This window comes from Mycobacteriales bacterium, assembly GCA_035690485.1.
GTDB lineage: Bacteria > Actinomycetota > Actinomycetes > JAFAQI01 > DASSKL01 > DASSKL01.
The window spans coordinates 1-25,625 of the sequence record DASSKL010000029.1 but is presented as its reverse complement, the minus strand read 5'-3'; the positions used below and the strand labels follow the sequence as shown (position 1 = coordinate 25,625).

General features: G+C 72.6%; 22 protein-coding genes. 10 read left to right on the top strand and 12 right to left on the bottom strand.

Annotation, left to right across the window (positions count from 1 at the left end; translation table 11 throughout):
- Positions 1 to 106 precede the first annotated feature (106 nt).
- The 4 genes from VFJ21_04335 to VFJ21_04320 all read left to right on the top strand — a co-directional run bounded on the left by VFJ21_04335 (position 107) and on the right by VFJ21_04320 (position 6,003).
- A complete protein-coding gene (locus tag VFJ21_04335; protein ID HET7406350.1) occupies positions 107 to 1,504 on the top strand; it encodes an FAD-linked oxidase C-terminal domain-containing protein in 1,398 nt (465 codons plus the stop codon).
- Positions 1,501 to 3,054 carry an acetolactate synthase large subunit gene (locus VFJ21_04330; GenBank protein HET7406349.1) on the top strand — a complete coding sequence of 518 codons (1,554 nt, stop codon included), beginning with the start codon at positions 1,501 to 1,503 and terminating at the stop codon, positions 3,052 to 3,054. The genes VFJ21_04335 and VFJ21_04330 overlap by 4 nt, the downstream gene beginning before the upstream one ends.
- Positions 3,055 to 3,475: 421 nt before the next feature.
- Positions 3,476 to 4,849, top strand: coding sequence for a carotenoid oxygenase family protein (locus VFJ21_04325; GenBank protein HET7406348.1), 1,374 nt, complete (start codon positions 3,476 to 3,478; stop codon positions 4,847 to 4,849).
- A 53-nt stretch (positions 4,850 to 4,902) separates the two neighbouring features.
- Positions 4,903 to 6,003: a hypothetical protein gene (locus VFJ21_04320; GenBank protein HET7406347.1), complete on the top strand. Its 1,101-nt coding sequence runs from the start codon at positions 4,903 to 4,905 to the stop codon at positions 6,001 to 6,003.
- Here the strand turns inward: VFJ21_04320 and VFJ21_04315 are convergent.
- The 9 genes from VFJ21_04315 to VFJ21_04275 form a co-directional block, all read right to left on the bottom strand.
- Positions 5,966 to 7,018, bottom strand: a complete 1,053-nt coding sequence (locus VFJ21_04315) for a hypothetical protein (GenBank protein ID HET7406346.1) — start codon at positions 7,016 to 7,018, stop codon at positions 5,966 to 5,968. The two genes, VFJ21_04320 and VFJ21_04315, sit on opposite strands and share 38 nt — an antisense overlap.
- Positions 7,015 to 10,083 carry an MFS transporter gene (locus VFJ21_04310; GenBank protein ID HET7406345.1) on the bottom strand — a complete coding sequence of 1,023 codons (3,069 nt, stop codon included), beginning with the start codon at positions 10,081 to 10,083 and terminating at the stop codon, positions 7,015 to 7,017. Before VFJ21_04310 ends, VFJ21_04315 begins: the two co-directional genes overlap by 4 nt.
- Complete coding sequence (locus VFJ21_04305; protein HET7406344.1) at positions 10,080 to 12,329, bottom strand: ABC transporter permease; 2,250 nt, start codon at positions 12,327 to 12,329, stop codon at positions 10,080 to 10,082. Before VFJ21_04305 ends, VFJ21_04310 begins: the two co-directional genes overlap by 4 nt.
- On the bottom strand, positions 12,326 to 14,176 hold the full coding sequence (locus tag VFJ21_04300; protein ID HET7406343.1) for a hypothetical protein: 1,851 nt from the start codon (positions 14,174 to 14,176) through the stop codon (positions 12,326 to 12,328). Before VFJ21_04300 ends, VFJ21_04305 begins: the two co-directional genes overlap by 4 nt.
- Positions 14,177 to 14,287: 111 nt before the next feature.
- Positions 14,288 to 15,307 carry a metallophosphoesterase gene (locus VFJ21_04295; GenBank protein HET7406342.1) on the bottom strand — a complete coding sequence of 340 codons (1,020 nt, stop codon included), beginning with the start codon at positions 15,305 to 15,307 and terminating at the stop codon, positions 14,288 to 14,290.
- A 68-nt stretch (positions 15,308 to 15,375) separates the two neighbouring features.
- Positions 15,376 to 16,797 (bottom strand): MFS transporter, encoded by a 1,422-nt coding sequence (locus VFJ21_04290; GenBank protein HET7406341.1) that lies wholly within the window; start codon positions 16,795 to 16,797, stop codon positions 15,376 to 15,378.
- Positions 16,798 to 16,810: 13 nt separating this feature from the next.
- Positions 16,811 to 17,302, bottom strand: a complete 492-nt coding sequence (locus VFJ21_04285) for a flavin reductase family protein (protein HET7406340.1) — start codon at positions 17,300 to 17,302, stop codon at positions 16,811 to 16,813.
- Between the two features lie 207 nt (positions 17,303 to 17,509).
- Complete coding sequence (locus VFJ21_04280) at positions 17,510 to 18,652, bottom strand: HoxN/HupN/NixA family nickel/cobalt transporter (GenBank protein ID HET7406339.1); 1,143 nt, start codon at positions 18,650 to 18,652, stop codon at positions 17,510 to 17,512.
- Positions 18,653 to 18,775: 123 nt separating this feature from the next.
- Positions 18,776 to 19,477, bottom strand: coding sequence for an SDR family oxidoreductase (locus VFJ21_04275; GenBank protein ID HET7406338.1), 702 nt, complete (start codon positions 19,475 to 19,477; stop codon positions 18,776 to 18,778).
- 73 nt (positions 19,478 to 19,550) lie between these two features.
- On the opposite strand from VFJ21_04275, the gene VFJ21_04270 reads away from it, so the two are divergent.
- Genes VFJ21_04270 through VFJ21_04255 form a run of 4 tightly spaced genes read left to right on the top strand, consistent with a single transcriptional unit; the run spans position 19,551 to position 21,946 of the window.
- The gene (locus tag VFJ21_04270; GenBank protein HET7406337.1) at positions 19,551 to 20,009 is read left to right on the top strand and encodes a MarR family transcriptional regulator; all 459 of its coding nucleotides are present in this window, start codon (positions 19,551 to 19,553) and stop codon (positions 20,007 to 20,009) included.
- Position 20,010: 1 nt separating this feature from the next.
- Positions 20,011 to 20,721 carry a pirin family protein gene (locus tag VFJ21_04265; GenBank protein ID HET7406336.1) on the top strand — a complete coding sequence of 237 codons (711 nt, stop codon included), beginning with the start codon at positions 20,011 to 20,013 and terminating at the stop codon, positions 20,719 to 20,721.
- A 41-nt stretch (positions 20,722 to 20,762) separates the two neighbouring features.
- Entirely contained in the window at positions 20,763 to 21,311 is a 549-nt protein-coding gene (locus tag VFJ21_04260) for a sigma-70 family RNA polymerase sigma factor (GenBank protein ID HET7406335.1), read from the top strand.
- Positions 21,308 to 21,946 carry a zf-HC2 domain-containing protein gene (locus tag VFJ21_04255; GenBank protein ID HET7406334.1) on the top strand — a complete coding sequence of 213 codons (639 nt, stop codon included), beginning with the start codon at positions 21,308 to 21,310 and terminating at the stop codon, positions 21,944 to 21,946. The genes VFJ21_04260 and VFJ21_04255 overlap by 4 nt, the downstream gene beginning before the upstream one ends.
- Positions 21,947 to 21,972: 26 nt before the next feature.
- On the opposite strand, the gene VFJ21_04250 is transcribed toward VFJ21_04255, so the two are convergent.
- The gene (locus VFJ21_04250; protein ID HET7406333.1) at positions 21,973 to 22,131 is read right to left on the bottom strand and encodes a hypothetical protein; all 159 of its coding nucleotides are present in this window, start codon (positions 22,129 to 22,131) and stop codon (positions 21,973 to 21,975) included.
- 43 nt (positions 22,132 to 22,174) lie between these two features.
- On the opposite strand from VFJ21_04250, the gene VFJ21_04245 reads away from it, so the two are divergent.
- On the top strand, positions 22,175 to 22,948 hold the full coding sequence (locus tag VFJ21_04245; GenBank protein HET7406332.1) for a crotonase/enoyl-CoA hydratase family protein: 774 nt from the start codon (positions 22,175 to 22,177) through the stop codon (positions 22,946 to 22,948).
- Here the strand turns inward: VFJ21_04245 and VFJ21_04240 are convergent.
- Complete coding sequence (locus tag VFJ21_04240; protein HET7406331.1) at positions 22,945 to 24,051, bottom strand: ferritin-like domain-containing protein; 1,107 nt, start codon at positions 24,049 to 24,051, stop codon at positions 22,945 to 22,947. The genes VFJ21_04245 and VFJ21_04240 overlap by 4 nt on opposite strands.
- A 167-nt stretch (positions 24,052 to 24,218) precedes the next feature.
- On the opposite strand from VFJ21_04240, the gene VFJ21_04235 reads away from it, so the two are divergent.
- The gene (locus tag VFJ21_04235; GenBank protein HET7406330.1) at positions 24,219 to 24,611 is read left to right on the top strand and encodes a hypothetical protein; all 393 of its coding nucleotides are present in this window, start codon (positions 24,219 to 24,221) and stop codon (positions 24,609 to 24,611) included.
- A gap of 6 nt (positions 24,612 to 24,617) precedes the next feature.
- Here VFJ21_04235 and VFJ21_04230 read toward each other — a convergent pair.
- Positions 24,618 to 25,625, bottom strand: a 1,008-nt coding sequence (locus VFJ21_04230; protein ID HET7406329.1) for an AMP-binding protein, incomplete at its 5' end; no start/stop codon positions are given.

Here is a 25,625-nt window from a genome sequence, read left to right as displayed (position 1 = left end):
CTTCGCCACCCTGCGGGGCGGGCAGCGCGACCGTAGCGGCTGACCTGTCACGCGGCACCTGCGAGACGATAGGCCTCCACCCGCGGCGCGTGATAGGCAGGCGGGCGTGGCGGACGTCGCGGCGCGGCTGCGCGCCCTGCTTCCCGCCGACCGGGTGCTGGTCGGCGATCGCATCTCCGACGACTACCTGCACGACGAGGCGCTCGGTGTGCAGCCGGTGCGCCCCGACGTCGTCGTGCTGCCGCGGACCACCGACGACGTCGCCGGGGTCGTGTCCCTGGCCCGCGAGCTGCGGGTGCCGGTGACGGCGCGTGGCAGCGGCAGCGGGCTCTCGGGGGCGGCGGTGGCGCGCCGCGGCGGCATCCTCGTCGCCCTTTCCGGCATGAACACGATCATCGAGATCGACACCGACAACCACGTCGCCGTCGTGCAGCCGGGCGTCACGCTGGCCGAGCTCGACGAGGCGACGTCGGTGCACGGCCTCGTCTACCCGGTCTTTCCCGGCGAGCTGCACGGCTCGCTCGGCGGCAACGTGGCCACCAACGCCGGCGGCATGCGTGCGATCAAGTACGGCGTGACCCGCCACCACGTGCTCGGGATCGAGGCGGTGCTCGGCACCGGCGAGGTGATCCGCAGCGGCGGGAAGTTCGTGAAGACGTCCACCGGCTACGACCTCACGCAGCTGGTGGTCGGGTCCGAGGGCAGCCTCGCGATCGTCACCGAGGCCACGCTCAAGCTGCAGCCGCGGTTGGCGCACGGGGCGACCGTGCTCGCGCCGTACGCCACCCTCGACGCCGTTACCGCCGCGATCCCGCGGATCGTGCAGCGCGGCCTGCAGCCGCTGCTGCTGGAGTACATCGACCTCATGTCGATGGCGGCCATCACGACCAACGCGGGGCTCGAGCTCGGCATCCCGCAGGAGGTCAAGGACAGCGCGCTGGCCTACCTCGTCGTGGCGCTCGAGTCGCGGGACCGGTCGCGCCTCGACGAAGACGTGGCGGAGGTGGCGCAGCTGCTGGCCGATCTCGGCGCGATCGACGTCTACGTGCTCGACGGCCGTGCCGGCGAGGCCCTCATCGAGGCGCGGGAGAAGGCGTTCTTCGCGGCCAAGGCCGCCGGGGCGCACGACATCGTCGACATGGTGGTGCCGCGCGCGCAGCTGCCGGCCTACCTGTCGTCGGTCACCGAGGCGGCGCAGCGCACCGGCTCCCTCGTCGTCGGCTGCGGCCACGCGGGCGACGGCAACGTGCACCTGTCGGTCTTCCAGCCCGACGTCGACAAGCGGCACGCCGTGCTGCACGACATCTTCACCGGCGGGATGGCGCTCGGCGGCGCGATCTCGGGGGAGCACGGCATCGGCAGCGAGAAGCTGCGCCACGTCCTCGCGCTCGAGGATCCCGCCAAGCTCGCGCTGATGCGTCGGATCAAGGCGGCGTTCGACCCGGATGGCATCCTCAACCCGGGGCTCATGTACGACTGCGACACCTCCGGGGGGACGGCATGAACGGCGCGCAGGCGCTGGTCCGCACACTCGTCGACGCGGGCGTGACCACCTGCTTCAGCAACCCGGGCACCTCGGAGATGCACTTCGTCGCGGCACTCGACACGGTCGCCGAGATGCGCGCGGTGCTCGGCCTCTTCGAGGGCGTCGCCACCGGCGCCGCCGACGGATACGCCCGGATGACGGGCCGCCCGGCGGCGACCCTGCTGCACCTCGGACCGGGCCTCGGCAACGGCATGGCCAACCTGCACAACGCCCGCCGCGCGAAGACCCCGCTCGTCAACATCGTCGGCGACCACGCGACCTACCACGTGCAGTACGACGCCCAGCTGCAGTCCGACATCGAGACGATGGCGCGCAACGTGTCCCGCTGGGTGCGCACGTCGCGGAGCACCGGCGACCTGCCGACCGACGCGACCGAGGCGGTGGCGGCGGCGCTGGGGCCGCCCGGCCAGGTCGCGACCCTCATCCTGCCCGCCGACGTTGCCTGGACCGACGGCGCGCAGCCGGCCCCGCCGTTGCCGCGGCAGGCCCCCGCGGTGCCGGTCGACGCGGTCGAGACCGCCGCCAAGGTGCTGCGCAACGGCGGCCGCACGGCGATCCTGCTCGGCGGGTCGGCCACCCGCGACGAGCCCCTGCGGGCGGCCGCCCGCATCGCGGCCGCGACCGGCGCACGGCTGCTGGCCGAGACGTTCCCGGCCCGGCTCTCCCGCGGCGCGGGAGTGCCCGCCGTCGAGCGCGTCGTCTACCTGGGGGAGATCGCGGCCGCGCAGCTGGCCGAGCTCGAGCACGTGGTGCTCGTCGACGCCAAGGCGCCGGTGTCGTTCTTCGGCTATCCCGACAAGCCGAGCTACCTGCTGCCCCCGGGTTGCGAGGTGCACCAGCTCGCCGGGCCGGCCGACGACGCACCGGCGGCGCTGGCGGCGCTGGTCGAAGCGCTCGACGCCGGCGGCGTCGAGGCTCGGGTGCAACGGGCCGCCCGCCCGCAGCGACCGACCGGCGCACTCACCGCCGAGGCCGTGTGCAAGGCCGTCGGCGCGCTGCTGCCGGAAGGCGCGATCGTGTCCGACGAGGCCAACACGTCGGGCCTGCACCTGGCGGCCAGCACTGCCGGCGCTCCGGCGCACGACCTGCTCTGCCTCACCGGCGGGGCGATCGGGCAGGGGCTGCCGGTCGCGGTCGGCGCGGCGGTCGCCTGCCCGGACCGGCCGGTCGTCGCGCTCGAGGCCGACGGCTCTGCGCTCTACACGATCCAGTCGCTGTGGACGATGGCCCGCGAGGGTCTCGACGTGACCGTCGTCATCTTCAACAACCGCGCCTACTCGATCCTGCGGATGGAGCTCGACCGGGTGGGTGCCGACGCCGCCGGCCCGAAGGCGAAGGCACAGCTCGACCTGAGCGGCCCCGACATCGACTTCGTCGCGGTCGCCCGCGGGTTGGGCGTGCCGGCCGAGCGGGCGTCGTCGGCGGAGGAGTTCACGACCATGCTCGAGCGAGCCATCGCCGAGCCCGGCCCGCACCTCATCGAAGCTGTGGTGCCGTCGGTGCTGTAGCCGGCCGCCCCTGGGCCGTCGACCGGTGCGGTCGGCGGTGGCTCGGGTGCCGGGAGCCCGCCGGCGGCAGCGCGCGCCAGTGCGGGTGCGACTTCTGCCAGCGACGGGTGAACGCCCGGGTCCCCCGGCGGGCAGGCAGCCGTGCCGTGCCGACCATGAGCAGCGCGGTGCTCATCGCCATGCCGAGACGCCGCACCGGTCCGGTTCTCCTCGCTCGCCGCCGGGATCCTTCTGCACGGCCAATGTCTGAAGTCCCCTACGGTTCCCGGTGCGGTCGATCGTCTCCGGATCGCGCACCGGTCGCAGGTGATTCGCGCAACAGCTCCTTGACACCTCCCGCGTGCCACGGCGTCTACTTCGCGTGACGCGGAAACCGGTTCGTCGCCCGGTGCCTTGCCCGCCCCGACGCTGAGGAGTTGCCATGACGACCGTGGAGCCGCAGATCCCTGTCCAGGCGCAACAGCCCGAGAACCCCTATCTGGAAGGGAACTACGGCCCGGTCCACGAAGAGGTCACGGCCTTCGACCTTCCGGTCACCGGCGAGCTGCCCGCCGACCTGTCCGGCCGGCTGCTGCGGATCGGGCCCAACCCGGTCGTGCCGGCCGACCCGGCGACGTACCACTGGTTCACCGGCACCGGCATGGTGCACGGCGTGCGGATCCGCGACGGCCGCGCGGAGTGGTACCGCAACCGCTTCGTCCGGGCCGACGACGTGGTCGCGGCACGCGGCGGCCCGGCGACGCCCGGCCCGCGCCGGACGATGGACTTCGCCCCCAACACGAACGTCATCGGGCACGCGGGCGACACCTTCGCGATCGTCGAGGCGGGCGCGCTGCCGATGCTGCTGTCCTACGAGCTCGACACGCTGGCCCGCAGCGACTTCGGCGGCACACTCGGTGACGCGTTCACCGCGCACCCGAAGACCGACCCGGTCACCGGTGAGCTGCACGCGATCTCCTACTACTGGGAGCACGAGCGGCTGCAGTACCAGGTGGTCGGCACCGACGGGCGGGTGCGCCACCGCGTCGACGTCCCCGTGCCCGGCCGGCCGATGGTCCACGACATGGGCCTCACCGAGCGCTACGCGATCCTCATGGACCTGCCGGTGACGTTCTCGCTCGACGCGGCGATGGCGGGGGCGTCGTTTCCCTACCGGTGGGACCCGGCCTACGGCGCGCGGGTCGGGCTGCTGCCACGCGAGGGCGGCGCCGAGGAGATCGTCTGGTGCGAGCTGCCGGGCAGCTGCTACGTCTTCCACCCGGTCAACGCGTACGACGACGGCGAACGGGTCGTCATGGACGTGGCCCGGCACGCGACGATGTTCGCCGAGGACGTGCTCGGCCCGAGCGACGCCGTCCCGCAGCTCTACCGCTGGACGATCGACCCGGCCACCCGGCGGGTGAGCGAGCAGCTGCTCGACGAGCGCGGCCAGGAGTTCCCCCGGCACGACGAGCGGCTGGTCGCTCGGCGCCACCGCTACGCCTACTGCGTCGCCGCCGACCTGCTGCGCGACGGGTTCACCGGACTCATCAAGCACGACCTCGACGCGGGCACCAGCGAGGGTGTCGACTACGGCGCCGGCCGGATGACGATGGAGGCGGTGTTCGTGCCGCGCACCGACGCTGCGGCGGAGGACGACGGCTGGTTGATGTCCTACGTCTACGACGCCACGACCGACCGCAGCGACGTCGTCGTGCTGCACGCGCAGGACCTCGCGGCCGGCCCGGTCGCGACGGTCCACCTCCCGCAGCGGGTGCCGTTCGGCTTCCACGGCAACTGGGTGCCGGACGCCTGACCGGCCGGCAACCCCGGGCGAATTCTCGACCGTTCCCGCCTAGGGTCTGCGCGATGGCCTTCACCCGGCGCACCCGCGTCGTGCTGCTCGTCGCCGTGGCGCTTGTCGTCATCGGCGCCCTCGTGATCGGTGCGGCCACGGTCGTCGAACGCGGGTCGAAGGAGCCGGTGAAGGACATCACGACCAGGCCGTCGGCGTACCAAGTCACCTACCGGGTCGTCGCCAGCGCGACCGGCACCGCGACGACATCGTGGGAGGTGCTGACCGTGCACCGGCCGTTCGCGTCGAGCGACCTGACCTACCAGGCGGATCCGCGCCGGGAGCAGGGGCAGACGCCGCAGAAGGCCACGTGGTTCAGCACCGACGAGCTCTACACGCTGGACGCTACCGACGTCGTGCGCGCCGTCGCGGGCCGGCAGCCGGGCCCGTCCGGCAGCGACCAGGCTCTCGGGGTCGAGCTCGACGGTCTCGTCACCCGCGGGTTGGCGTCGCAGCGGCAGTCCGAGCGGGTGGCCGGCCGCAGCTGCCGGGTCTACCGGTTCTTCGAGCCACCGGGCGGTGCGGTCCGCAAGCTCGACGGCGACCGCAACCACGACGACCTCTGCATCGACGGCAGTGGGCTGGTGCTCTCCGAGCGCTGGACGCTCGATGGCCGGCTGGTGTTCCGTCGCGACGCCGTCGAGGTGCACCTCGGCGACCGGCCCGACCCGATGGGGACCGCGGGTGCGCAACCCCTGCCGGGGAGCCGGCAGGCGGCGACGGTGACCAAGGGCGTGGACCCGCACGCGCCCATCTCGGCGCCACCGGCTCCGGCCGGCTTCGATGCGTGGGGGCCCGAGGAGCTGACCGTGCCCGACCCGGCCGGTCAGGGCGTCGTCGCGCAGTCGACCGTGTGGGCCTTCACTCGCGGCCCCGACGTCATCTCCGTGGAGGCCGGCCGTGAGCGGGGCGGCACGGTGCCGTGGAGCAACCAGCCGACGGTCACCGAACCGGTCCACCTGCCGGGCCTCGGCGACGCCACGACGGCGCTGCGCTCCGACGGCCCGGAGATCCGCATCGCGCTGCCCGGCGGCACCTGGGTGCGCATCCGCGGCACCGTCCCGCTGGCGCAGCTGGTCAGCTATGCACGGACGCTGCCGGCGCCGCGTCGCTGACCGTCTCCTCGGCGGGCGCCGGCGTACGCCGCCGGGTCGTGAAGGTCGTGACCCGGCCGCCGAGCACCCCGAAGCCCTCCGACCAGAAGACGAGGGCGGCCACCACGGCGGCGAGGCCGATGGCGGTAGCCGCACGGTGCGACGAACCGCTCGAGCCCGTGTCCGCCGCCAGCGCGCGCCCGCGGGTCTCGCTCGCGGCCGACCCGTCGGTCGAGGAGGCGGTCACCGGTGGCAGGCCCACCGCGGCCGGTGCGCCGGCGATGTCGGGAGCGGCCGGCGGCGAGGCCGGGTCCGCCGGCGCGGCCGCGGCGAGACCGGCGAGCCCGTTGCCCACCGGGGCGACCCCGGGCGCCGCTCCTGCCGGTGACGTGGCCGTCGTGCCCCCACCCGCGTTCGGCGTGCCGGGCAGCGCGCCGGAGCCGGTCGCGGGGACGGTGACGGCCAGGGCCGTGGCTGCCGGTGTCGCGAACGGCACCCGGTCGGCGCTGCCCCCGGCGAGCAGCGCGATCGCCAGCACGCCGTCGTGCACGAACCTGCCCACCGAGAACGTCACGGTCTTCTGGTCGCTGCTGACCACCCCGACCACCTTGGTCGTGCAGTCGTAGGCCGGGTGCGCGCTCCATGCCCCGTCCTCCGCCGGCTGGTAGCCCTGCGCCTGGCTGGTGAGCGGGCAGGCGACCGGTGGCGAGGTGATGACGGGAGACCCGGCGGTCTGCAGCGTCAGCCCGCCGACCTGCGCGCCGCTCGGCACGGCGAACGTCAGCGCGGAGATCGCCGTCGGGCCGTTGAAGCCGTTCTCGACGTAAAGGCCCTTCGCCGGCACGTCGGGCGGCGCCGGCGCGGCGACCGCGCCCGCGTTGCCGACGTCCCACCAGCCGAACTTGTCCGGAGCGGCGGCCGACGCGCCGTCCCACGCCGACAGCGCCCCCACTCCGATCGCCGTCAGTGCGGCCGCCAGCGCGATCCGGCCGCCCCGGACACGTCGCGGCGTCGCGTGCCGCGGGTGGTGGCTCATGTGCCCGCTCCTGCCGCCGTACGTCGCCGTCGGTCCGGTGGCCGGCGCTTCTTCGGCTGTTGCTCCACCGCGCCGCCGAGGTAGGACTCGATGACCGCCGGGTCGTCGAGCACCTGCCGGGGCGGGCCGTAGGCGATGACGCGACCGAGGTCGAGCGCGATCAGGTTGTCGGCCAGCGAGCTGATCAGCGGCATGTCGTGCTCGATGATCAGGATGCTGCAGGCCAGCTGGTCGCGGATGCGCTTGATGAGCGGGCCGAGTGCCTCGGTCTCGCGCTGGGCGATGCCCGACGACGGCTCGTCGAGCAGCAGCACCTTGGGCCGGTGCGCCAGAACGCAACCGAGCTCGACCATCCGGCGCGAGCCCGTGGACAGCTCGGAGATGAACTTGTTGCGGAAGGCCTCCAGCCCCATGAGGTCGATCAGCTCGTCGACGCGCTCGGCGACCATCGCCTCCGACTCGGCGACGCGTGGCAGGCCGAGCAGGGCGGGGAACGCCGCCTCGATCTCGGCCTCCCCGTGCAGCGCGACCGCCAGGCACTCCGCCACGGTGAGCTGCGGCCACAGCCGGGCGTCCTGGAACGACCGGCCGAGCCCCGCGGCCGCCCGGCGGTGCGCCGGCCACTCCGACAGGTCCTGCTCGCCGAGCAGCACCCGGCCGCCGTTGCGCGGCGTGAACCCGGAGACGACGTCGAACAGCGTCGTCTTGCCCGCGCCGTTGTGGCCGACGAACCCGAGGATCTCGCCGTCGTGCAGCGTGAAGCTGACGTGGTCGACCGCGGTGACGCCGCCGTAGCGCTTGACCAGCTCGAGCGCCTCCATGACGACCGGCCGATCGGCCACCGACGCCGCCCGACCGCGGGCCCTGCCCTTCGACTTGCCGTTGCCGTTGCCGTTGCCGGTGCCGTTGCCGTTGCCGTTGCCGTTGATCGAGGCGTGCGCGTCGATCGGGTACCCGGCCGCCGGGATGGCGGCGTGGACGCCGTTGCCGTTGCCGTTGGCGGCGGCGCTGGTGAGCAGCTTGCCGCCGGCGGCCCCGGCGAGGAAGACCGCGCGCAGGATGTCAGGCCGCTCGAGCAGGTCGGCGGTCGGGCCGGAGAAGCGGACCTCGCCCTTCTCCATGAAGATGGCCCGCTCGGCGATCCGCAGCGCGGTGCTCACGGACTGCTCGACGAGGATCACCGTCGTGCCCTGGGCGTGGATCGCCCGCACGATCTCGAGCAGCCGCTCGACGATCGCCGGGGCGAGCCCGAGCGACAGCTCGTCGATGAGCAGCAGGTCGGGCTTGGCGAGGAACGCCTGGGCCAGCGACAGCATCTGCTGCTCGCCGCCGGACAGGTCGCCGGCCAGGGTGTCGGCGCGCTCGTCCAGCACGGGGAAGTAGCTCTTCACCCGGGCCATCGCCTCGTCGAGGTAGGCCCTGTCGCCGCGGAAGAGCCAGCCGGCGACCCGCAGGTTCTCCGCCACCGACAGCGTCGGGAAGATGCCGCGGCCGCCGGGCACGTGCATGATGCCGAGCTGCGCGGTCGTCTGCGGGTCGGCGTGGGTGATGTCGCGGCCGCGGTAGAACATCGCGCCACCGGTCGGGTCGAGCAGCCCGCTCACCGTCTTGAGGAACGTCGACTTGCCCGCGCCGTTGGTGCCGAGCAGGGCGACGATCTCGCCTTCGCGGATCTCGAAGTCGACGCCGAACAGGATCTGCACGCCGCCGTAGCCCGCGTCGATTCCGGTGCAGCTGAGCAGCGCGTCGGAGCCGGCCGCGGTCTCCACCGACGAGGCGAGCGCCAGGTCGCGCCCGACGAAGCGCCACGCCGACGCCCCGATCAGTCCGCCGGTGCCGACGAGTCCTGCGAGGACGAGCAGCGCCACCCGGTTGCCGTGCGAGTCGCTGATGCCGCCGATCACGACCGACAGCAGCACGCCGCCGAGCGCGTACCAGAGCAGCGACCACGCGTAGGCCTGCGCCCGCAACCGGGCCGGCGCGACGAGGGCGACGAGGGCGGTGTAGGCCGGCAGGAACCCGACCGCCCCGATCGAGAGCAGCCCGGCGCCGAGCACCGAGCCGCCGAGCGCCGGTGACCCCGCCATGACCACGATGCCGAGCGCGAACTCCACGACCATGAAGCCGTTGAGGATCGGCAGCCGCGACAGCTTGCCCTGCGTCACGGCCTTCTGCGTCAGCCAGGCGCCGAGCGCGATGCCGGCCAGCCCGCCGACGCCGTACAGCGCGCTGACGTTGCCGCGGGCCGTGTCGCCCAGGCGGTAGACGTCGTGGAAGAAGTTGTTGAGCAGTGTCGGGAACGGCAGCGTGCCGGCCCCGAAGAGGAACGCCGCGACCCAGGTGCGCCGCAGGGTGCCGATCGCCCGCACCCGGCGGAACCCCTCGGTCACCGACCCCATCGCCTCGCCGCCCAGGGACATGCCCTGCGACGCGCCGCGTGCCGGCTCACGCAGGACCGACAGGAGCGCCACGAAGACGAACGTCGGTACGGCGAGGACGATGAACGCCGCCCGCCAGCCGAAGATCGCGCCGAGGGCGCCGGCGGCGGGCCCGCCGATCAGCGCGAGCCCCTGCGACCCGAGGCGGTAGGCGCCGAACACCCAGCCGGACCGCTGCGGCGGGTAGTAGTCGGACAGCAGGCTCGGGTAGACGGTCTCGGTCGTGAGGTAGCCGATGCCGCCGACGAGACGCGCGGCGATCAGCAGCCCGATGACCGGGGCGAGGCCGGTGCCGATGGCGGTCACCGCCCAGACGAGGCCGGCCCAGCGGGCGATTCGAAGCCGGTTGCCGCGATCGCCGAGGTAACCCATCGCGATCGCGAAGATGACCGGCACCGCGCTGGTCAGGCCGGCGATCGAGTCGATGACGGTGTTGGAGACGTGGAACGTCTGCCGGATGTCCGGCGACAGGACGCCGAACGCAACGATGTCGAAGCTCTGCACGCCGGCGAGCGCCACCAGCAGCAGGAGCGCGACCGGGCCGGCGGGGCCGAGCTCGTGGAACCCGCCGATGGCGCGGCGCCACCGGCCGGTCGTCGGTGGCGGCGGGGTCGTCGTCGTCGTCACCGCTGCCTCCCGGTGAGCTCTGGCTCCCGGGGGTACGGCGCGGGCAGCTCGGCGTCCGGAAGCGCAGCGCTGCTCATCGCCAGCGTCACGTCGACCGGGTGCTCGGGGGTCGTCTCGTCGTCGGCCACCCGGACGTCGGCGAGCAGGCTGGGCACGACCAGCCCCTTGCGTTTCGCGATGGCGCGCAGCAGCGTGTCACGGGCGCGGAAGACGGCCTCGCCGAGCCCTCCCGGCATGAACATCAGCAGCAGCAGCAGGCCCGCACCGGTGGCGAGGATCGCGTAGGCCGGTGGCAGCAGGTACTGCGCGCCGTAGACGTAGACGGCGCCGAGCACCGCACCCGGGATCGAGCCGAGGCCGCCGATGACGACCATGGTGAAGAAGACGAGGCCGTTCTCCGCGTTGAACGACGCCGGGTTGAAGCCCTCCTGCTGGATGACGAACAGGCCGCCCGCGACGCCGGCGATGGCCCCGGAGATGGCGAACGCGACCAGGTTGAGCCGGGTGGTGTTGAGCCCGAAGGACTGCGCGGCAAGCCGGTTGTCCTGGCCCGCGATGACGGCCCGCCCGGCGGCGCTGTTGCGCAGCCCGCGCACCGCGGCCAGCGTGAGGGCGAGCGCCACGAACGCCACGTAGTAGAACTGCCGGTCGGTGCCGGTCGCGATCCGGCCGAACAGCGCCGGTCGCGGGATGGTCTCGTCGGTCGCGAACCACGGGAAGTACTTGGGCACCAGGAAGTAGCTCGCCGAGGTGACCGCGAAAGCCAGCGTCACGACCGCGAGGAACGGGCCGGTGATCCGCAGCGCCGGGACGCCGATGACGACCGCGACGGCGGCGGCGACCAGGCCCCCGACGAGCACCGCGCCGATGACGTCGAAACCGTGGTGGGTCACGAGGATCGCGGTGGACGCACCGCCGAATCCCATGAACGCGATGTGGCCCAGCGAGATGTGCCCCGCCCAGCCGGTGAGCACCACCAGCGAGGCCGCCACCATGCCGTAGATGAGCACGAGGCTGGCCAGCTGCTGGTGCGCGTCGGAGATCCAGAGCGGCAGGGTCAGGCCGAAGGCCAGCAACCCCAGCCGCAGCCCCTGGGTGCCGAGGCGCACCGACAGCAGCCCGGTCATCTCCGGCGGCACCGGCCGCACCGGGCGGATGTTGGCCCAGGTGGAGATGCCCGACTCGGCTGCACGGGACAGCCGGTCGCGGCGTACCAGCAGTGCGGCCAGGATGATGACGAGCAGTACGGCGTCGATCGCGGTCGCGTCGTGGAAGCTCCACGCGGCGAGCTCGGAGGCGATGCCGAGCCCGACGGAGGCGAGCACGGCCACCGGCATGCTGGCCATGCCGGCGAGCACGGCGGCGGTCAGCGTCTGCAGCAGCAGCTCGGGGCCGCTCTGCGACACGCTGCTGAACGACAGGAAGCCGAGGATCGGCACCCGCAGCAGCATGGCGAGCGCCGACAGCACGCCGGTGATCGTCCAGACGATCGTCGACAGCCGGTTGACCGGCAGCCCGAGCAGCCGCGCCCGCTCCCCGTTGTCGGCGGCGGCGCGGATGGCGACGCCGTAGGAGCTGTAGCGCATGAACCACGTGAGTGCGACCAGCACGACCGGCACGACCACGATCGCGATCAGGTAGTTGGCGTTGAACAGCACCGGGGCGATGAAGAAGTGGGCGTTCCACGGCACGGCGAAGGTGCCGGACTTCGTGCCTCCCCACTCGACCGGGATGAGGATGCTCAGCCCGTCGAGCACCTGCGCCAGGCCGATCGTCGCGACCGCCAGGATTAGCCGCGGCGCGTTGGCAAACCGCCGGATCACGGTCTTCTCGAGCACCGCGCCGAGGGCCGCGGCGAGTACGACGCCCGCGACCATCGACAGGCCGTAGCTCAGCCCGAGCTGCACGTGGACCTCGATCGCCACGATCGCCGCGACCGAGCCGAACGACGCGGCGGCGAAGTTGATCGCGCGGTTGGCGCGGTAGACCAGCACGATCGTCAGCGCGACCAGGGCGTTGATGGCGCCCAGGATCGTGCCCTCGAGGACGATGCCGAGCGGGGCGCCGTGCGGCAGCAGACCGAGCGCCAGCAGGTAGGCGCCCAGGACGGCGGCGACGGTCAGCGCCCCGCGCCGGCGGGGGGTCGCGGTGGCGGCGGCCGCCGCGGTGGAGGCCGCGCCGGTCAGCCGCGAGGTGGCCGGCTGCAGCTGCACGGGCGGCAGCGGCAGCCGGGGGCGCGGGATCACTGGTAGAACGGCGGCTGGCCGGTCGGGAACTGGCCCGCCCGGAACCGTTTGCCCTTGTAGATCGGCACGTAGGTGCCGGGCCGCCCGTCGGCCTTCGAGGTCTGGTTGCCGAGCCAGTAGACCTCGCGCGAGTCGACGATCGCGGTGTGCGTCTGGCCGTAGTACCAGGTGCCGAACGCACCCGGCCCGCCGACGGGCAGGCCGTGCGTACCGGCGGCGACGTTGGCCGGGGTCAGGTCGGGCCCGGCGGCCTGCAGCTGGTCGAAGATCGACAACATCTCGTAGTAGTCGGTGACGGACGTGATGTTGAACGGGACACCCGCGGCCTTCAGCGCCTTGCCGGCCTCACCGTTGGGGTTGAGCAGCTCGTCGGTCGAGGCCGCCTGCGACAACCCGAACAGGTGCCCGTTGACCTCGTCCTGGTCCCACAGCTGCGCCCAGTTGTCGGTGTCGTCGAACGCGACGCCGATGATCAGCCACTCGGGGTGGTAGCCCTGGTTGAACGCGTCCTTGGTCAGGAAGATCGGCGAGATCGGGTCGCAGGCCAGCACGATCGTGGTGTCCTTGTTCGCCGCGAACTGGATCGCTGCGCGCTGCGTGTCGTTGGGGAACTGCGAGATGTCGAGCGCGTAGTTGTACTGGTCCTCGCGGTTCTTCGCGACGTGGTACTGGTTCTCGTCGATCTGCAGCGTCTGGTTGACGCACTCCTGGTACTCCGCGTTGTTCGGCACGTAGGTGCCGAACTTCCGCGGCGCGTTCTGCAGGTTGGTCGCGCCGTCGGTGCCGGCGAACTTCGCCGGGAACGGTGCGATCTGCTTGCCGATGAACTCGCCCACCTCGTCGGCGATCATCGAGCAGTTCATCGTCGTCGCCCAGACGTAGGGGTCGTACTTCTTGTAGTAGGACTCCGGGAAGTACGGCGCGCCCTGCGGGGTCATCATCTTGTAGCGAGCGGCGCACTCGGCGAACGGCCCCCACTCGTAGAGCCCTTCGAAGTCGACGCCCATGAACGCGTGGACGCTGGTCGCCTCGGCGTCGGCGTCGGCGCAGGCGGCCGCCTGCCCGGTGTCGAGCTCCTCGTTGGTGTAGTTGCCCTGACCGCTGTAGTCGACGAGCTTCACCTGCCGGCCGTAGAGCTCGATCGTCTTGTTGAGGTAGGCGGTGACCGCCTTGATGTAGCTCTCCGACGTCTCGTAGGTCTGACCGCCCGCGGCCTCGCTCTCCGCGTTGGTCGCCTGCTCGTTGGCGCCGGTGGAGTCGGACGTGTGCCGGATCGCGATCGTGATCGTCTTGGCGGTGACGCCGTTCCAGGTGCTGCCGCCGTTGCTGCCGGTGTACTTCGCGACGCACGGGTCGGCGTAGACGGAGAAAGGCAGCTGGCGTACGCCGGGGGCGCAGGTGAATCCGCCGCGGGTGACGCCCCGTCCGACGAGCACCTGGTTGCTGGCGCCGCTCGTCCCCGACGTGGCCGTGGTGACCGCGGCGCCGGCCTGGCTGCCGGGGCTGCCGCTCTTGCCCGCGCCCGCGCTGCCGCTTGCCGCGGTGGCGCCCGCGCCGGCGGGTGCGCCGGTGCCGGAGGTGACGGTGCTGGTGCCGTTGAGAGCGCCGCCGCCCTGGCCGCCGGCACCCTTGTTGCCGTAGATGCCCTGGCCCTCGGCCACGCTCTGGTTGCCGCCGGTGCTCCCGGTGTAGGTCGGGAAGAGCGCCAGCGCGATCGCGCCCAGAGCACCGCAGACGTAGAGGACGGAGTACTTGCGGACGTGGTAGGCGACCCGTAGCGCGTTGCGCGCGAACGGGTCGGAGAGCGAATCGATGTTCTGGTGCTGCTCGCGCGCCGACGACGCCATGGACCTATCACCTGCCCGGGCCGGGAACCGGGTCGAAACGGTTCGTAACGGGCGTTATATCGGTGCCCGGCCGCCTGCACAACGGAGGTCTGTGACCCAGGTCACAGCGGGCTAGTGGCAGCTGCCGGTGCCCGCGTCGGCGAAGCCGCCGCCCGCGACCGGTACGAAGCGCCAGTCGTAGCCGTCCGGGTGCAGGTGCATCTCGAGGACGCCGAACGTCGTGGCGTCGCGCACCACCTCGCCGCGCAGCGCCGGGTGCGCGAACGTGCCGTGGTTGCGCCCGCCGGTGCCGACCACGAACTCGCGGATCCCGGCCGGGTCCGGGCTCGGGTCCTGGAATACCCCGTTCCGCGGCCCGGTGGCCTGAGTCGTCGCCCCCGCCGGGGCGAACCGCTCGTAGACGTGCGCGTGGCCGTTGAGCACGACGTCGGCGTGCGCGGCGACGAGGAGGTTCCAGATCGACGTCATCGCGACGTCGTCGCCGTGCTCGCCGGAGGAGAAGCGCGGCTCGTGCCAGTAGACCAGCGTGCAGGCCGCCCGGTCGCCGGCGAGGTCGTCGGCGAGCCAGTGGTACTCCGGGCTGCCGGCCCCGCAGCCGCCGAAGTCGGCCGGACCCTTGCCGTAGCTGCACTCCGAGTTCAGCGCGATGACGTGCCAGCTGCCGAGGTCGTAGCTGTACCAGCCCTCGTTCACGTGGCCGGCCCGCTTGCCGAAGTAGGTGAAGTACCCCGTTGCGCTGTCGCGCCCGCAGCCGGTGCCGTACTCGTGGTTGCCGACCGCCGGGTGCGTGATCGCCAGGTCGCGCCCCCACGACGGCGCGTAGGCGTCGGCGAAGTCGCCGAGGTTGCCGCAGTAGTACTGGTCGTCGCCCAGGGTCAGCACGGCGGTGGGGTGCAGCCGGGCCAGCAGTGCGGCGGTCGCGACCTCGGCGCACTGGGTGCGGTCGCCCCGGGCATGGTTGATCTCGTTGGGGCTGCAGGCGATGTCACCCGCAGCGGCGATCGTCGGGTCCGACGAGCCGAGCAGCGCCCCCGACCCGGTCAGGGCCGCGAGCACGACGACGATCGCCACCAGCAGAGCCGGTGCGGCGTCCGGATGACGCCATCGCTGCCGGAGGTCCAGTGCTCTCACCCGCATGCCGGTGTGGTTCCGCCCGCATTGAGGAGAGCCGGGGCCCCGCGGTTCTGATACGACCGGCGCTAGGGCGCGAGGCGGCGGTGCGGCGCGAGCAGGTCGGCGACCGCGATGCCCAGCGAGACGACGAGAAGTGCGAGCACCACGAGCAAGCCGTCGCGGAAGGCCGAGGCCCAGTGCCCGTGGGTCGACGCGACCGTCGAGAAGAACACCGAGCCGACGGCGGCGATGCCGATCGCCGTACCGACGCGCTGTCCCGTCTGCAGCACGCCGGCGGCACTGCCGCCGCCGTGCACGGGCACCTTCGCCAGGGTGAGCGTCTGGTTCGGCGAGATCACCAGCCCGCTGCCGATGCCGGCGACCAGCAGCGGCGCCGCGGTCGCCAGGCCGACGGCGTGCCCGGGGACCGCCTCGACCGCGACCCAGGTCGCCGCGATGCCGACCACGACCAGCACCAGCCCGAGCGCCACCAGCGGTCGGCCGTAGCGGTCGACCGTGCGGCCGCCGACCGCCGCCGACACCGCGGAGCCGAGCGCGAAGGGCGTGACCGCGGCGCCGGCCATCAGCGCGCTGTAGTGCAGGCCCTGCTGCACGTAGAGCGTGTAGGTGAAGAACACCGACGTGAAGCCGGCGAAGTAGACCAGCGCCAGCGCGCAACCGAGGCCGTAGGAGCGCACGCGGAACAGCTCGAGGTCCGCCACGGGCTGGTTGCCCCGCCGCCGGTAGCGGTGCTCCCACACGACGAAGCCGCCCAGGACCAGGGCGGCGACGGGCAGCAGCGCCCACTTCGCCGTGCCGTGCCACGTCTGCTCCTCGACGAGCGGCAGCAGCAGGAGTACGACGCCGAGCCCGAGCAGCCCGACGCCGACCGGGTCGAGGTTGCGGCCGTGCTGCGGCTGGCGCTCGGTCGGTGGGATCAGCCGGTGGGCGAGCGGCAGCGCGGCGAGCCCGACGGGCACGTTGACGTAGAAGATCCAGCGCCACCCCTCGCTCGCGCCGGCGGCGTTGATGATGGCGCCGCCCAGCAGCGGGCCGACCGCGGTGGAGATGCCGATCGTCGCGCCGAGCAGGCCGAACGCCGTGCCCCGCTCGGCGCCGCGGAACAGCTGCTGGATGAGGCCTGCGATCTGCGGGTTGAGCACGCCGCCGGCAACGCCTTGCAGCAGCCGGGCGGCGACCAGGTAGCCGGCGCCGGGGGACAGGCCGGCCGCGGCGCTCGTCGCCGTGAACAGGGCGAGCCCGATCATGAACATCATCCGCCGACCGCGCGCGTCGCCGAGCCGTCCCGACGGCACGAGGACGAGGCCGAACGTCAGCGCGTAGCCGGACAGGATCCACTGCAGGTCGCTCGCGGTCGCGTGGAGCCCGGTGCGGATCGAGGGCAGCGCGACGTTGACGATGCTGACGTCGAGCAGCGTCATGAACCCCGCGATGAGGCAGACCGTCAGCGCCCGCCATCGTCGCGGGTCACGGGGGTTCTCGGGCATCGCCCGCAGGGTCTCAGACGTCGTCGAGGCGCCCGGGCGAGATGTCGCGGACCTCGCGCAGCCCGAGCACCCGGCCCTCGCCCGGCTCGCGGACCTCGGCGGCGACCGGCGCGAGCACGTGCAGGGTGTGGTCGCCGGTCGGCAGCCGCTCGACGATGCGGCCCACGAACCAGCCGACGCAGTCGTCGAGCACGGGCAGCCCCTCCGGACCGGGAGACCACCCGCAGCGGGCGAACTTGTCGATCTCGAAGCCGGTCTCGCCGCCGAACAGCTCGGCCGTCGGCCGGTGCGCCTCCGACAGGAAGTGCACCGCGAGGGCCGACGCGCCAGCGGCCAGCTCGTAGGTGCGGTTGACCGTCGACAGCCACACCCCGAAGCGCGGGGGCTCCATGCTGCACGGGGAGGCGAACGTCACCAGGCAACCCGACCGGGTCTCGCCGACGGCCGTCGTGACGACGACGGCCGGCGTGTCGACGCGGTCGAGGAGGCGTTCGTAGGGCGTCATGCGGTCTTCAGGACGACCTTGACGCACCCTTCCTGGTCGGTCGGTTGCTGGATCGTCCGGTCGGGGACGTGCTCGACCCGCACGCCGCGCTTGCCGTGCCGGGTGACTGCCTTCATCGGTCGCTCCGCTCGCTCGCCGGCCTCTTTCGACGACCCCTACCCGGACGAGCGGGCGATGCCCACCTGAGATGGGCTCGGCGGTGGCGACTCAGTCCTCGGCGGGCAGCAGCCCCGCGGTCCACTTGCGCTCGATGTCGCCGAAGCGCCAGACCGCGAGCGCCACGATCCATGTCACCACGAACAGGCCCACGATGACGAAGCCCACGTAGTTCAGGTCGAGACCCGCGACCCAGCGCCAGAAGCCTCCGCCGAGCGTCAGCCGGTCCTGCAGGATCTGCAGCAGCTCGACGGTGCCGATGATCCAGGCGACCGCGACCGACAGCGCGGTGATCGTGATGTTGTAGTAGACCTTGCGCACCGGCTTGGAGAATGCCCAGCCGTAGGCGAAGTTCATGAACGACCCGTCGATCGTGTCGAGCAGGCTCATGCCGGCGGCGAACAGCACCGGCAGCACGAGGATCGCGTACCACGGCAACCCGGCGACCGCGGCGCCGCCGGCCAGCACGAGCAGCCCGACCTCGGTGGCGGTGTCGAACCCGAGGCCGAACAGCAGCCCGAGCGGGTACATCTGCCACGGCTCCTTGATCGACTTGGTCAGCCGGCCGAGGAAGCGGTTCATCAGCCCGCGGTTGTTCAGGTGCTCCTCGAGCCGCCCCTCGTCGAAGTCGCCGCGACGCATGCCGCGGAAGACCCGCAGGATGCCGACGAGGATGGCGAAGTTGATCGCGGCGATCAGGTAGAGGAACGACCCGGACACCAGCGTGCCGACGAAGCCGGTCACCGTGTGCAGGCTGGAGCCGTTGTTCTCGACGGCGCCGCCGATGCGCAGCCCGAAGCTCAGCAGCAGCGCGAGCAGGAACACCACCGACGAGTGGCCGAGCGAGAAGAAGAAGCCCACCGACAGGGGCCGCTTGCCGTCGGCCATGAACTTGCGCGTCGTGTTGTCGATGGCCGCGATGTGGTCGGCGTCGAACGCGTGGCGCAGACCAAGGGTGTAGGCCGTGACGCCGAGGCCCACGCCGAACACGCCGTTGCCGACGGTGAAGTGCTGCGGGACCACGACGCCGAGCAGGACACCCCAGCCGACGACGTGCAGGCCGACGACCGCGGTGGTGAGGGCCCCGGCCCGCGCCCACTCCTGCGGCGTGAGCGCGTTGCGGACACGGGTCCAGCGGCCGGGTGCCGCCGGCCCGGTCGCCCCGGAGGTGAGCGCCGGGGGAGCAGCGGACATCGGTGGCACTCCTCGAGGGGCGGGGGTCGGGGTGACGCTACTGGCGGTCGCCCGTTATTGCAAACGATTCGCAATAAGGAAGGAACGGCGTGCTCGTCGTTCGTCCGGCGTCCTGCACACGGTTCAACCGGCGACGAGGTTCGCTCCGGGGCGCAGGTGGTAGACCGGCTCGGTCCCGGCGCCGACCAGGCGCACGACGGCGGCACCCACGTCGTCGGCCTTGACCCAGTCGGGCGGCCCGGTCGGCCGGTCGCGCGTCAGCACCGGGGTGTCGATCACGAGCGCGTGCACCCGGACCGCGTCGTCGGCGTGCTCGACCGCCAGCACCCGGGCCAGCATCAGCTCCGCGGCGCCCGCGACGTTGGCCACGGCGGAGCCGGCGGCCGGCTCCTCGGCACCCGACCCGCTGATGACGACGTACGCCGCCCCGGCCCGGCTGGCCAGCCGCGGGATGAAAGCGCGCGCCACCCGGGCGTGCACGTCGAGCCCGGCGGCCATGACGCGGTCCCACTCGTCCGGCGGCATCTCGACCATTCGCGCACCGCTCCACCACCGGCCGATGCTCAGGACGACGCCGTCGAGCGGCCCGTCGGCCTCGAGCCGGGCCGCGAGCGCGGACCACTCAGCGTCGCTGACCGCGCCGCCCTCGACGAGCCGCAGCCGCGGCTGCTCGCCCAGCCGGCCGGCCAGCAGGTCGAGCTCCTCGGTGCTGTAGCCCGGGACGACCACCGTCGCGCCGGCGGCCAGCAGCTGCCGGACGATGCCTTCGCCGACCTGCCCGGTGCCACCGATCGAGGCGATCCGACGCCCGCTGAGATCGTCCATGCCTGCATCCTTGCAGCCCCGCCGGACGGCGTCGGTATTTGCTCAAGCAACAACTGGCTCGTAAGATGGGGGCGTGACCGACCTGCGCGCACTGAACCCGCCGGAGATGGCGGCCTGGCACGCGTTCCTGCACGGTCACGCCGCGGTGATCCGCAAGCTCGAGGCCGAGCTGGCGACGGCGCACGGCCTGTCGCTGCCGGCCTACGAGGTGCTCGCGCACCTGTCCGAGGCGCCCCAGCGACGGATGCGGATGACCGAGCTGACCCGGCGCGCGCTGCTCACCCCGAGCGGAGTGACCCGGCTGGTCGACAAGCTCGAGCGCGACGGGCTGGTGCTGCGGCAGCGTTGTGACGAGGACGCCCGGGCGATCTACGCCGTGCTGACCGACGCCGGCCTGGCCCGGCTCGAGGAGGCCTACCCGACCCACCTGCGTGGCGTGCGCGAGCACCTGGTCGACCGGTTGCCGTGCGAGCAGCTGCCGGTGATCGCCGAGGTGCTGCACCGGCTGGTCGACGAGCCCGACTGCTGCTGACGTGCCGGTCGACCTGCGCCGCGGCGCCGACCGGTTCACGACCGGGCTCGAGTGGCTGGACAGCCGGCACTCGTTCTCCTTCGGCCCGCACTACGACGCGGCCAACACGCACTTCGGGCTCCTGGTCGTGTCCAACGACGACGTCGTGGCGCCCGGGGCCGGCTTCGAGAGCCACCCGCACCGCGACATGGAGATCGTGACCTGGGTGCTCGCGGGCGCGCTGGCGCACGAGGACTCCGCCGGTCACCGCGGGGTCGTGCGCCCCGGCCTCGTCCAGCACATGAGCGCGGGCACCGGGGTGGTGCACGCGGAGATGAACGCCGACCCGGACGAGCCGGTGCGGTTCGTGCAGATGTGGGTGCTGCCGGAGCGGATCGACCTGGAGCCGTCCTACTCCCAGGCCGACGTCTCCGCGGCGCTCGGCCGCGGCGGCCTCACCGTCGTCGCGTCGGGCCGGCCGCACCCCGGCGCCGTCCGCCTGCACCAGCCGGCCGCGACCCTGCACGCCGGCCGGCTGCGCGCAGGGGAGCGGGTGACGGTGCCGGACGCGGCGTACGTCCACCTCTACGTCGCGCGCGGGGCAATCGACCTGGATGGCGCGGACCGCCTCACGGAAGGCGATGCGGCGCGCCTGACCGGCGCCGGCGAGGTCGCGCTCGCCGCCGCCGCGGATGCCGAGGTGCTGGTCTGGGAGATGGCCGCCGCGGTGTGAATTCGCCTTCCGGTTGAACCGGATCCGTGGATGATCCGTGCATGGGGGTGATGAGCGCCCACGACCGGCTGTGCGCCCGCGGCCGCACGGACGAAGGGCGGTTGCGCGCGCTCTACGCCGAGCACGGCGGCGCGCTGCTGGGCTACGCCCGCCACCTGACCGGCGGTGACCACGGACGAGCGGAGGACATCGTTCAAGAGACGCTGCTGCGCGCATGGCGGCACCCGGAGGCGCTCGACGAGAGCAAGGGGCCGTTGCGTCCCTGGCTGTTCGCCGTCGCGCGCAACCTCGCCGTCGACGCCCACCGGTCGCGACGGGCCCGCCCGCCGGAGGTCGACGATGCCGCGCTGGAGGCGTTGCCGGTGCCGGACGAGATCGACCGCGCACTCGACGCGTGGGTCGTCGGCGATGCCCTCGCCGGGCTCAGCCCCGCGCATCGCGAGGTGCTCCTGGAGACCTTCTACCGGGGTCGTTCGGTGGCCGACGCCGCGGCGGTGCTCGGGGTACCTCCGGGCACCGTGAAGTCGCGCACCTACTACGCGTTGCGGGCGCTGCGGCTCGCGTTGGCCGAGCGGGGGTTGGTGTCATGAGCTGCCCGCGCGAGACGGACCTCGGGGTCTACGTCCTCGGCAGCCTCGACGGCGCGGAACGCTCGGCGGTCGAGGCGCACCTCGCCGAGTGCGCGTCGTGCCGCGCCCGGCAGCAGGAGCTCGCGCCGTTGCCGGGGCTGCTCGGCCGGCTGACCGCCGAGCAGGTCGAGGCGTTGAGCGCGCCGCCGCCGGCCGTCCTCGCCGACCGGATCGTCGCCGAGGGGCAGCGGCGCGCCGACCGGCAGCGCCGCCGGCCGCTGCTCATCGCCGTGGCGGCCTGCCTCGCCGTGCTCGCCGCGATCGCCGGCACCGCGATCGCGGCGGGCGGCGGCGGCAGTGCCGGTGACTCCGTTCGGGTGGCCGACCCCGTGACCCACGTCTGGGCCCAGGCGCAGCTCGTCTCGAAGGCCGACGGCACGCAGGTCCGGCTCTCGCTCGGTGGCGTGGCCCCCGAGACCCACTGCCAGATCGTGGCCGTCGCCGCCGATGGTCGCCGTGAGGTCGCCGCGACCTGGGTTGCCGACTACCAGGGAACGGCCGAGGTCTGGGGCACGACGGCGATCCCCCGTGACCGGCTCCAGCAGCTCATCGTCCGCACGATGAGCGGCCGGGTGCTCGCGACGCTGAAGGTCTAGCGCGGCGTCGGTGGTCCAGGTCCGGCTCAGAGCCGGTCGCCGCGGACCTCGACCGTCTGCACCGGTCGCCACTGCAGCACCGGCTCCTCGAAGTCCTCGGTGTGCCCGTGCCAGCCAACCGTCGACGCGTCGTCGCGGCCGCGGTCCCGCGACCACGGCTGTTCCTCGCGCTCCGGCTCGCCCATCCCTGGGAGTATGGCGCGATTCCACCGAGGGAGGGAGGCCGCCGTGGCCGAGAGCGTGCGAGTCGAGCGCGACGGTCCCGTCGTCACCGTCGTGCTGCACCGGCCCGAGGTGCGCAACGCCGTCGACCGCGAGACCGCGGCAGCCCTGGCGGCGGCGTTCCGGGAGTTCGACGCCGACGACTCGGCGTCGGTGGCCGTCCTGTACGGCGCGGGCGGGACCTTCTGCGCCGGTGCGGACCTCAAGGCGATCTCGGCCGGCCGGGGCAACCGGGTCACCGCCGACGGAGACGGGCCGATGGGGCCCACCCGCATGCTGCTCTCGAAGCCGGTCGTCGCCGCGGTCGAGGGCCACGCGGTGGCCGGTGGCCTGGAGCTTGCGCTGTGGTGCGACCTGCGGGTCGCCGACGAGACCGCGGTCTTCGGCGTCTTCTGCCGTCGATGGGGCGTGCCGCTCGTCGACGGTGGCACGGTGCGGCTGCCGCGCCTCGTCGGGATGTCCCGGGCGCTGGACCTCGTGCTCACCGGCCGGCCGGTCGACGCGCAGGAGGCGCTGTCGATGGGGCTGGCCAACCGGGTGGTGCCGGCGGGGCAGGCACGCGCCGCCGCCGAGGAGCTGGCCCGGCAGCTCGCGGCGTTCCCGCAGCAGTGCCTGCGGCACGACCGGCTGTCGGCGTACGAGTCGTCGTCCCTGTCGCTGCCGGATGCGCTCGCCGGGGAGTACCGCCACGGGCAGGTGGCGATCACCAGCCGGGAGACCGTCGAGGGCGCGACCCGCTTCGCGTCAGGAGCGGGCCGCCACGGGGCCTTCGGCGACTAGTTGAGCGCCGCCCGGTCCTTCGCGACCTCGTCGTAGGTCTCGTAGTCGGTGCCGGTGTCGTCGGCGAACTCGAACTGCAGCAGCCCGTGCTCGCCGAACTTCTCGCGCAGCCAGCCGTTGTTGGCGTCGAGCAGGCCGAGCTTGCTGACGTTGGGCACCAGCTTCGAGAAGAACGCCTTGCCGAACGCCATCGGCAGGCCGACCTTCTTGCGCGCCTCGTCGAGCGCGGGCAGCAGGCGCTCGAGCGACACGTCGAAGCGCTCCCACACCTCGGGCGTGGTCGAGCGGGCGCGGTTGAGCAGAGAGTTCTCCAGGAGGAACTCCTGGCGGTCCTTCAGCTCGGCGTCGCTGAGGCCTTGGTAGTACTCGCCCAGGGTCAGCACGCCGAACGCCACGTGGCGCGCCTCGTCGGCCATGACGTAGCGCAGCAGCTTGTGCAGCAGCGGCTCGGTCGTGGCCTTCTGCAGCTGGCCGAACGCCGCGAGCGCCAGGCTCTCGATGATGACCTGCATGCCGAGGTAGGCGATGTCCCAGCGGCTGTCGGAGAGCAGGTTGTCGATCTGGCCCTCGAGGAACGGGCTCATCGGGTAGGCCTCGCCGACCTTCTCGTCGAGGTAGCGCGCGAACACCTCGGTGTGGCGGGCCTCGTCCATCGTCTGGGTGGCGGCGAAGTACTTCGCGTCGATCCACGGGACGGTCTCGACGATCTTGGCCGCGGTCATCATCGCGCCCTGCTCGCCGTGCATGAACTGCGAGAGCCGCGCCTTGAGGAACTCCACGCCGAGCGCGTTGAACTCCTTGTCGCCCCACGAGGCGAGTGGCGAGCCGGGCACCTCGGCCGCGGCGCGCACGATCGGCGGCACGATCTCGTCGCCCATCTCGGCGACGAGCTTCTCCGGGTCGACGTCGGCCGCCCAGTCGAGGTCGCTGACGCTGCGCCACTGCGACTCGGTGCCGCGGTTGTAGAGCGACACCAGGCGCGGCCGCTCGCGCGCGTAGTTCCAGGTGAAGATCTTGTCCGCGTTCTCCTTGATGGTCTTGAGCGCCGCGTCGACCTGGTCGCGCTCGGGGGCCGTCTGCTCCGGCACCGCGGTCTGCGTCATCGGGGCTGTCCTCCGTCGTGGGGCGTGAGCCTGTGGCAGCGTCCTCACCATAGCGCCGAACCCGAATAACGGCTATTCCGTCGGTGCATTCGGCGTGGGAACTCCCTCCGGCCCACCCGCCGTGGCAACCTGCAGCCGGGATCCGAGACGTCCGGCCGGGGAGGGCGATGAGCGCGGCGTTGCAGGTCCGCAGGAGTTCCTGCGCGGGGGCGGCCCGGCCGTCGCTGCACCTCGTCGTCGATGCGCCCGCGGGCCGGCCCCGCCGTCGGGCCGGCGCCAAGAGACGCCGCCGGGTGCTGCCGACGCCGCCGTTCGTCGTGCTGGCGCTGCTGGTGCTCGGCGCCGGCCTGGCCGCGCTGCTCGGCATCAACACCGTGACCACGCAGGAGTCGTTCCAGCTGCACCAGCTGCAGCAGCGGGGCCAGTCGCTGACGCAGCAGGAGCAGGCACTGCGGGTCGCGCTGCTGCAGGAGCAGGCGCCGAACCGCCTCGCGGACCGGGCCCGCCGGCTCGGCATGGTGCCCGCCGGCGGGCCGCACTACCTCACCGTGAAGCCCTGAGCCCGGCTAGACCTTGCTGGTGCGGCCTTCCCAGTAAGGCGCGCGCAGCTCCCGCTTGAGCGTCTTGCCCGACGCCGTACGCGGGATGTCGTCGATCCGCGAGAAGCTGCGGGGCACGCGGTAGCTCGCCATCCGCTCCTTGCAGAACTGCATGATCTCGTCGTCGTCGACGTCCTCGCCCGGGTGCAGCTGGACGACCGCGTGGACCGCCTCGCCCCACTCGTCGGACGGGATGCCGAAGACCGCGGCGTCGGCGACCGCGGGGTGCTCGACGATGACGGCCTCGACCTCTGCCGGGTAGATGTTCATGCCGCCGGAGATGATCATGTCGTTCTTGCGATCGGCGATGTAGTAGTAACCGTCCTCGTCGAAATAGGCGATGTCGCCGACGGTGTGGAAGTCCCCCTTTGTGGCGGCCTCGTACTTCTCCTCAGCCTTGTAGTACGTGTTGAACACCGACTTGGCGCGCACGTACAGCTCGCCGGTCTGGTGGGGCTCGGTGACCTGCCGGCCGTCCTCGTCGAAGAGGGCGATCTCGATACCGGGCGCGGGCTTGCCGCACGAGCCCGGCTTGCGAAGGTGGTCCTCCGGGGCGAGCACCGTGTCCACTCCGAGCTCGGTCGACCCGTAGACCTCCCACAACGACTCCGGCGGGAAGTCGGTGAGGTACATCTTCTTGAGGGCGAGCGTCCACGGCGCGGCGTTCGCTATCAACCGCTTCATGGAGGAGCGGTCGTATCGCGACTTGACCTCAGTCGGCAGGCTGCAGATCATCCGGATCGGGGTCGGAGCGGTGAACGTGGTGGTGACCTGGTACGTCTGCACGAGACGCAGCCAGTCCTCGGGGTCGAACTTGTGCTGCACGACGACGGTGTTGCCGAGCGCGTGGGCCACGCCGGCGAAACCACCGGGGCCGGAGTGGTAGAGCGGTCCGGTGGTCAGGTACACGTCCTCGGGTACGTAACCGATGAGGGCGATCAAAGAACCCGCCGTCTTCGGATCGAGCGCCCCTGA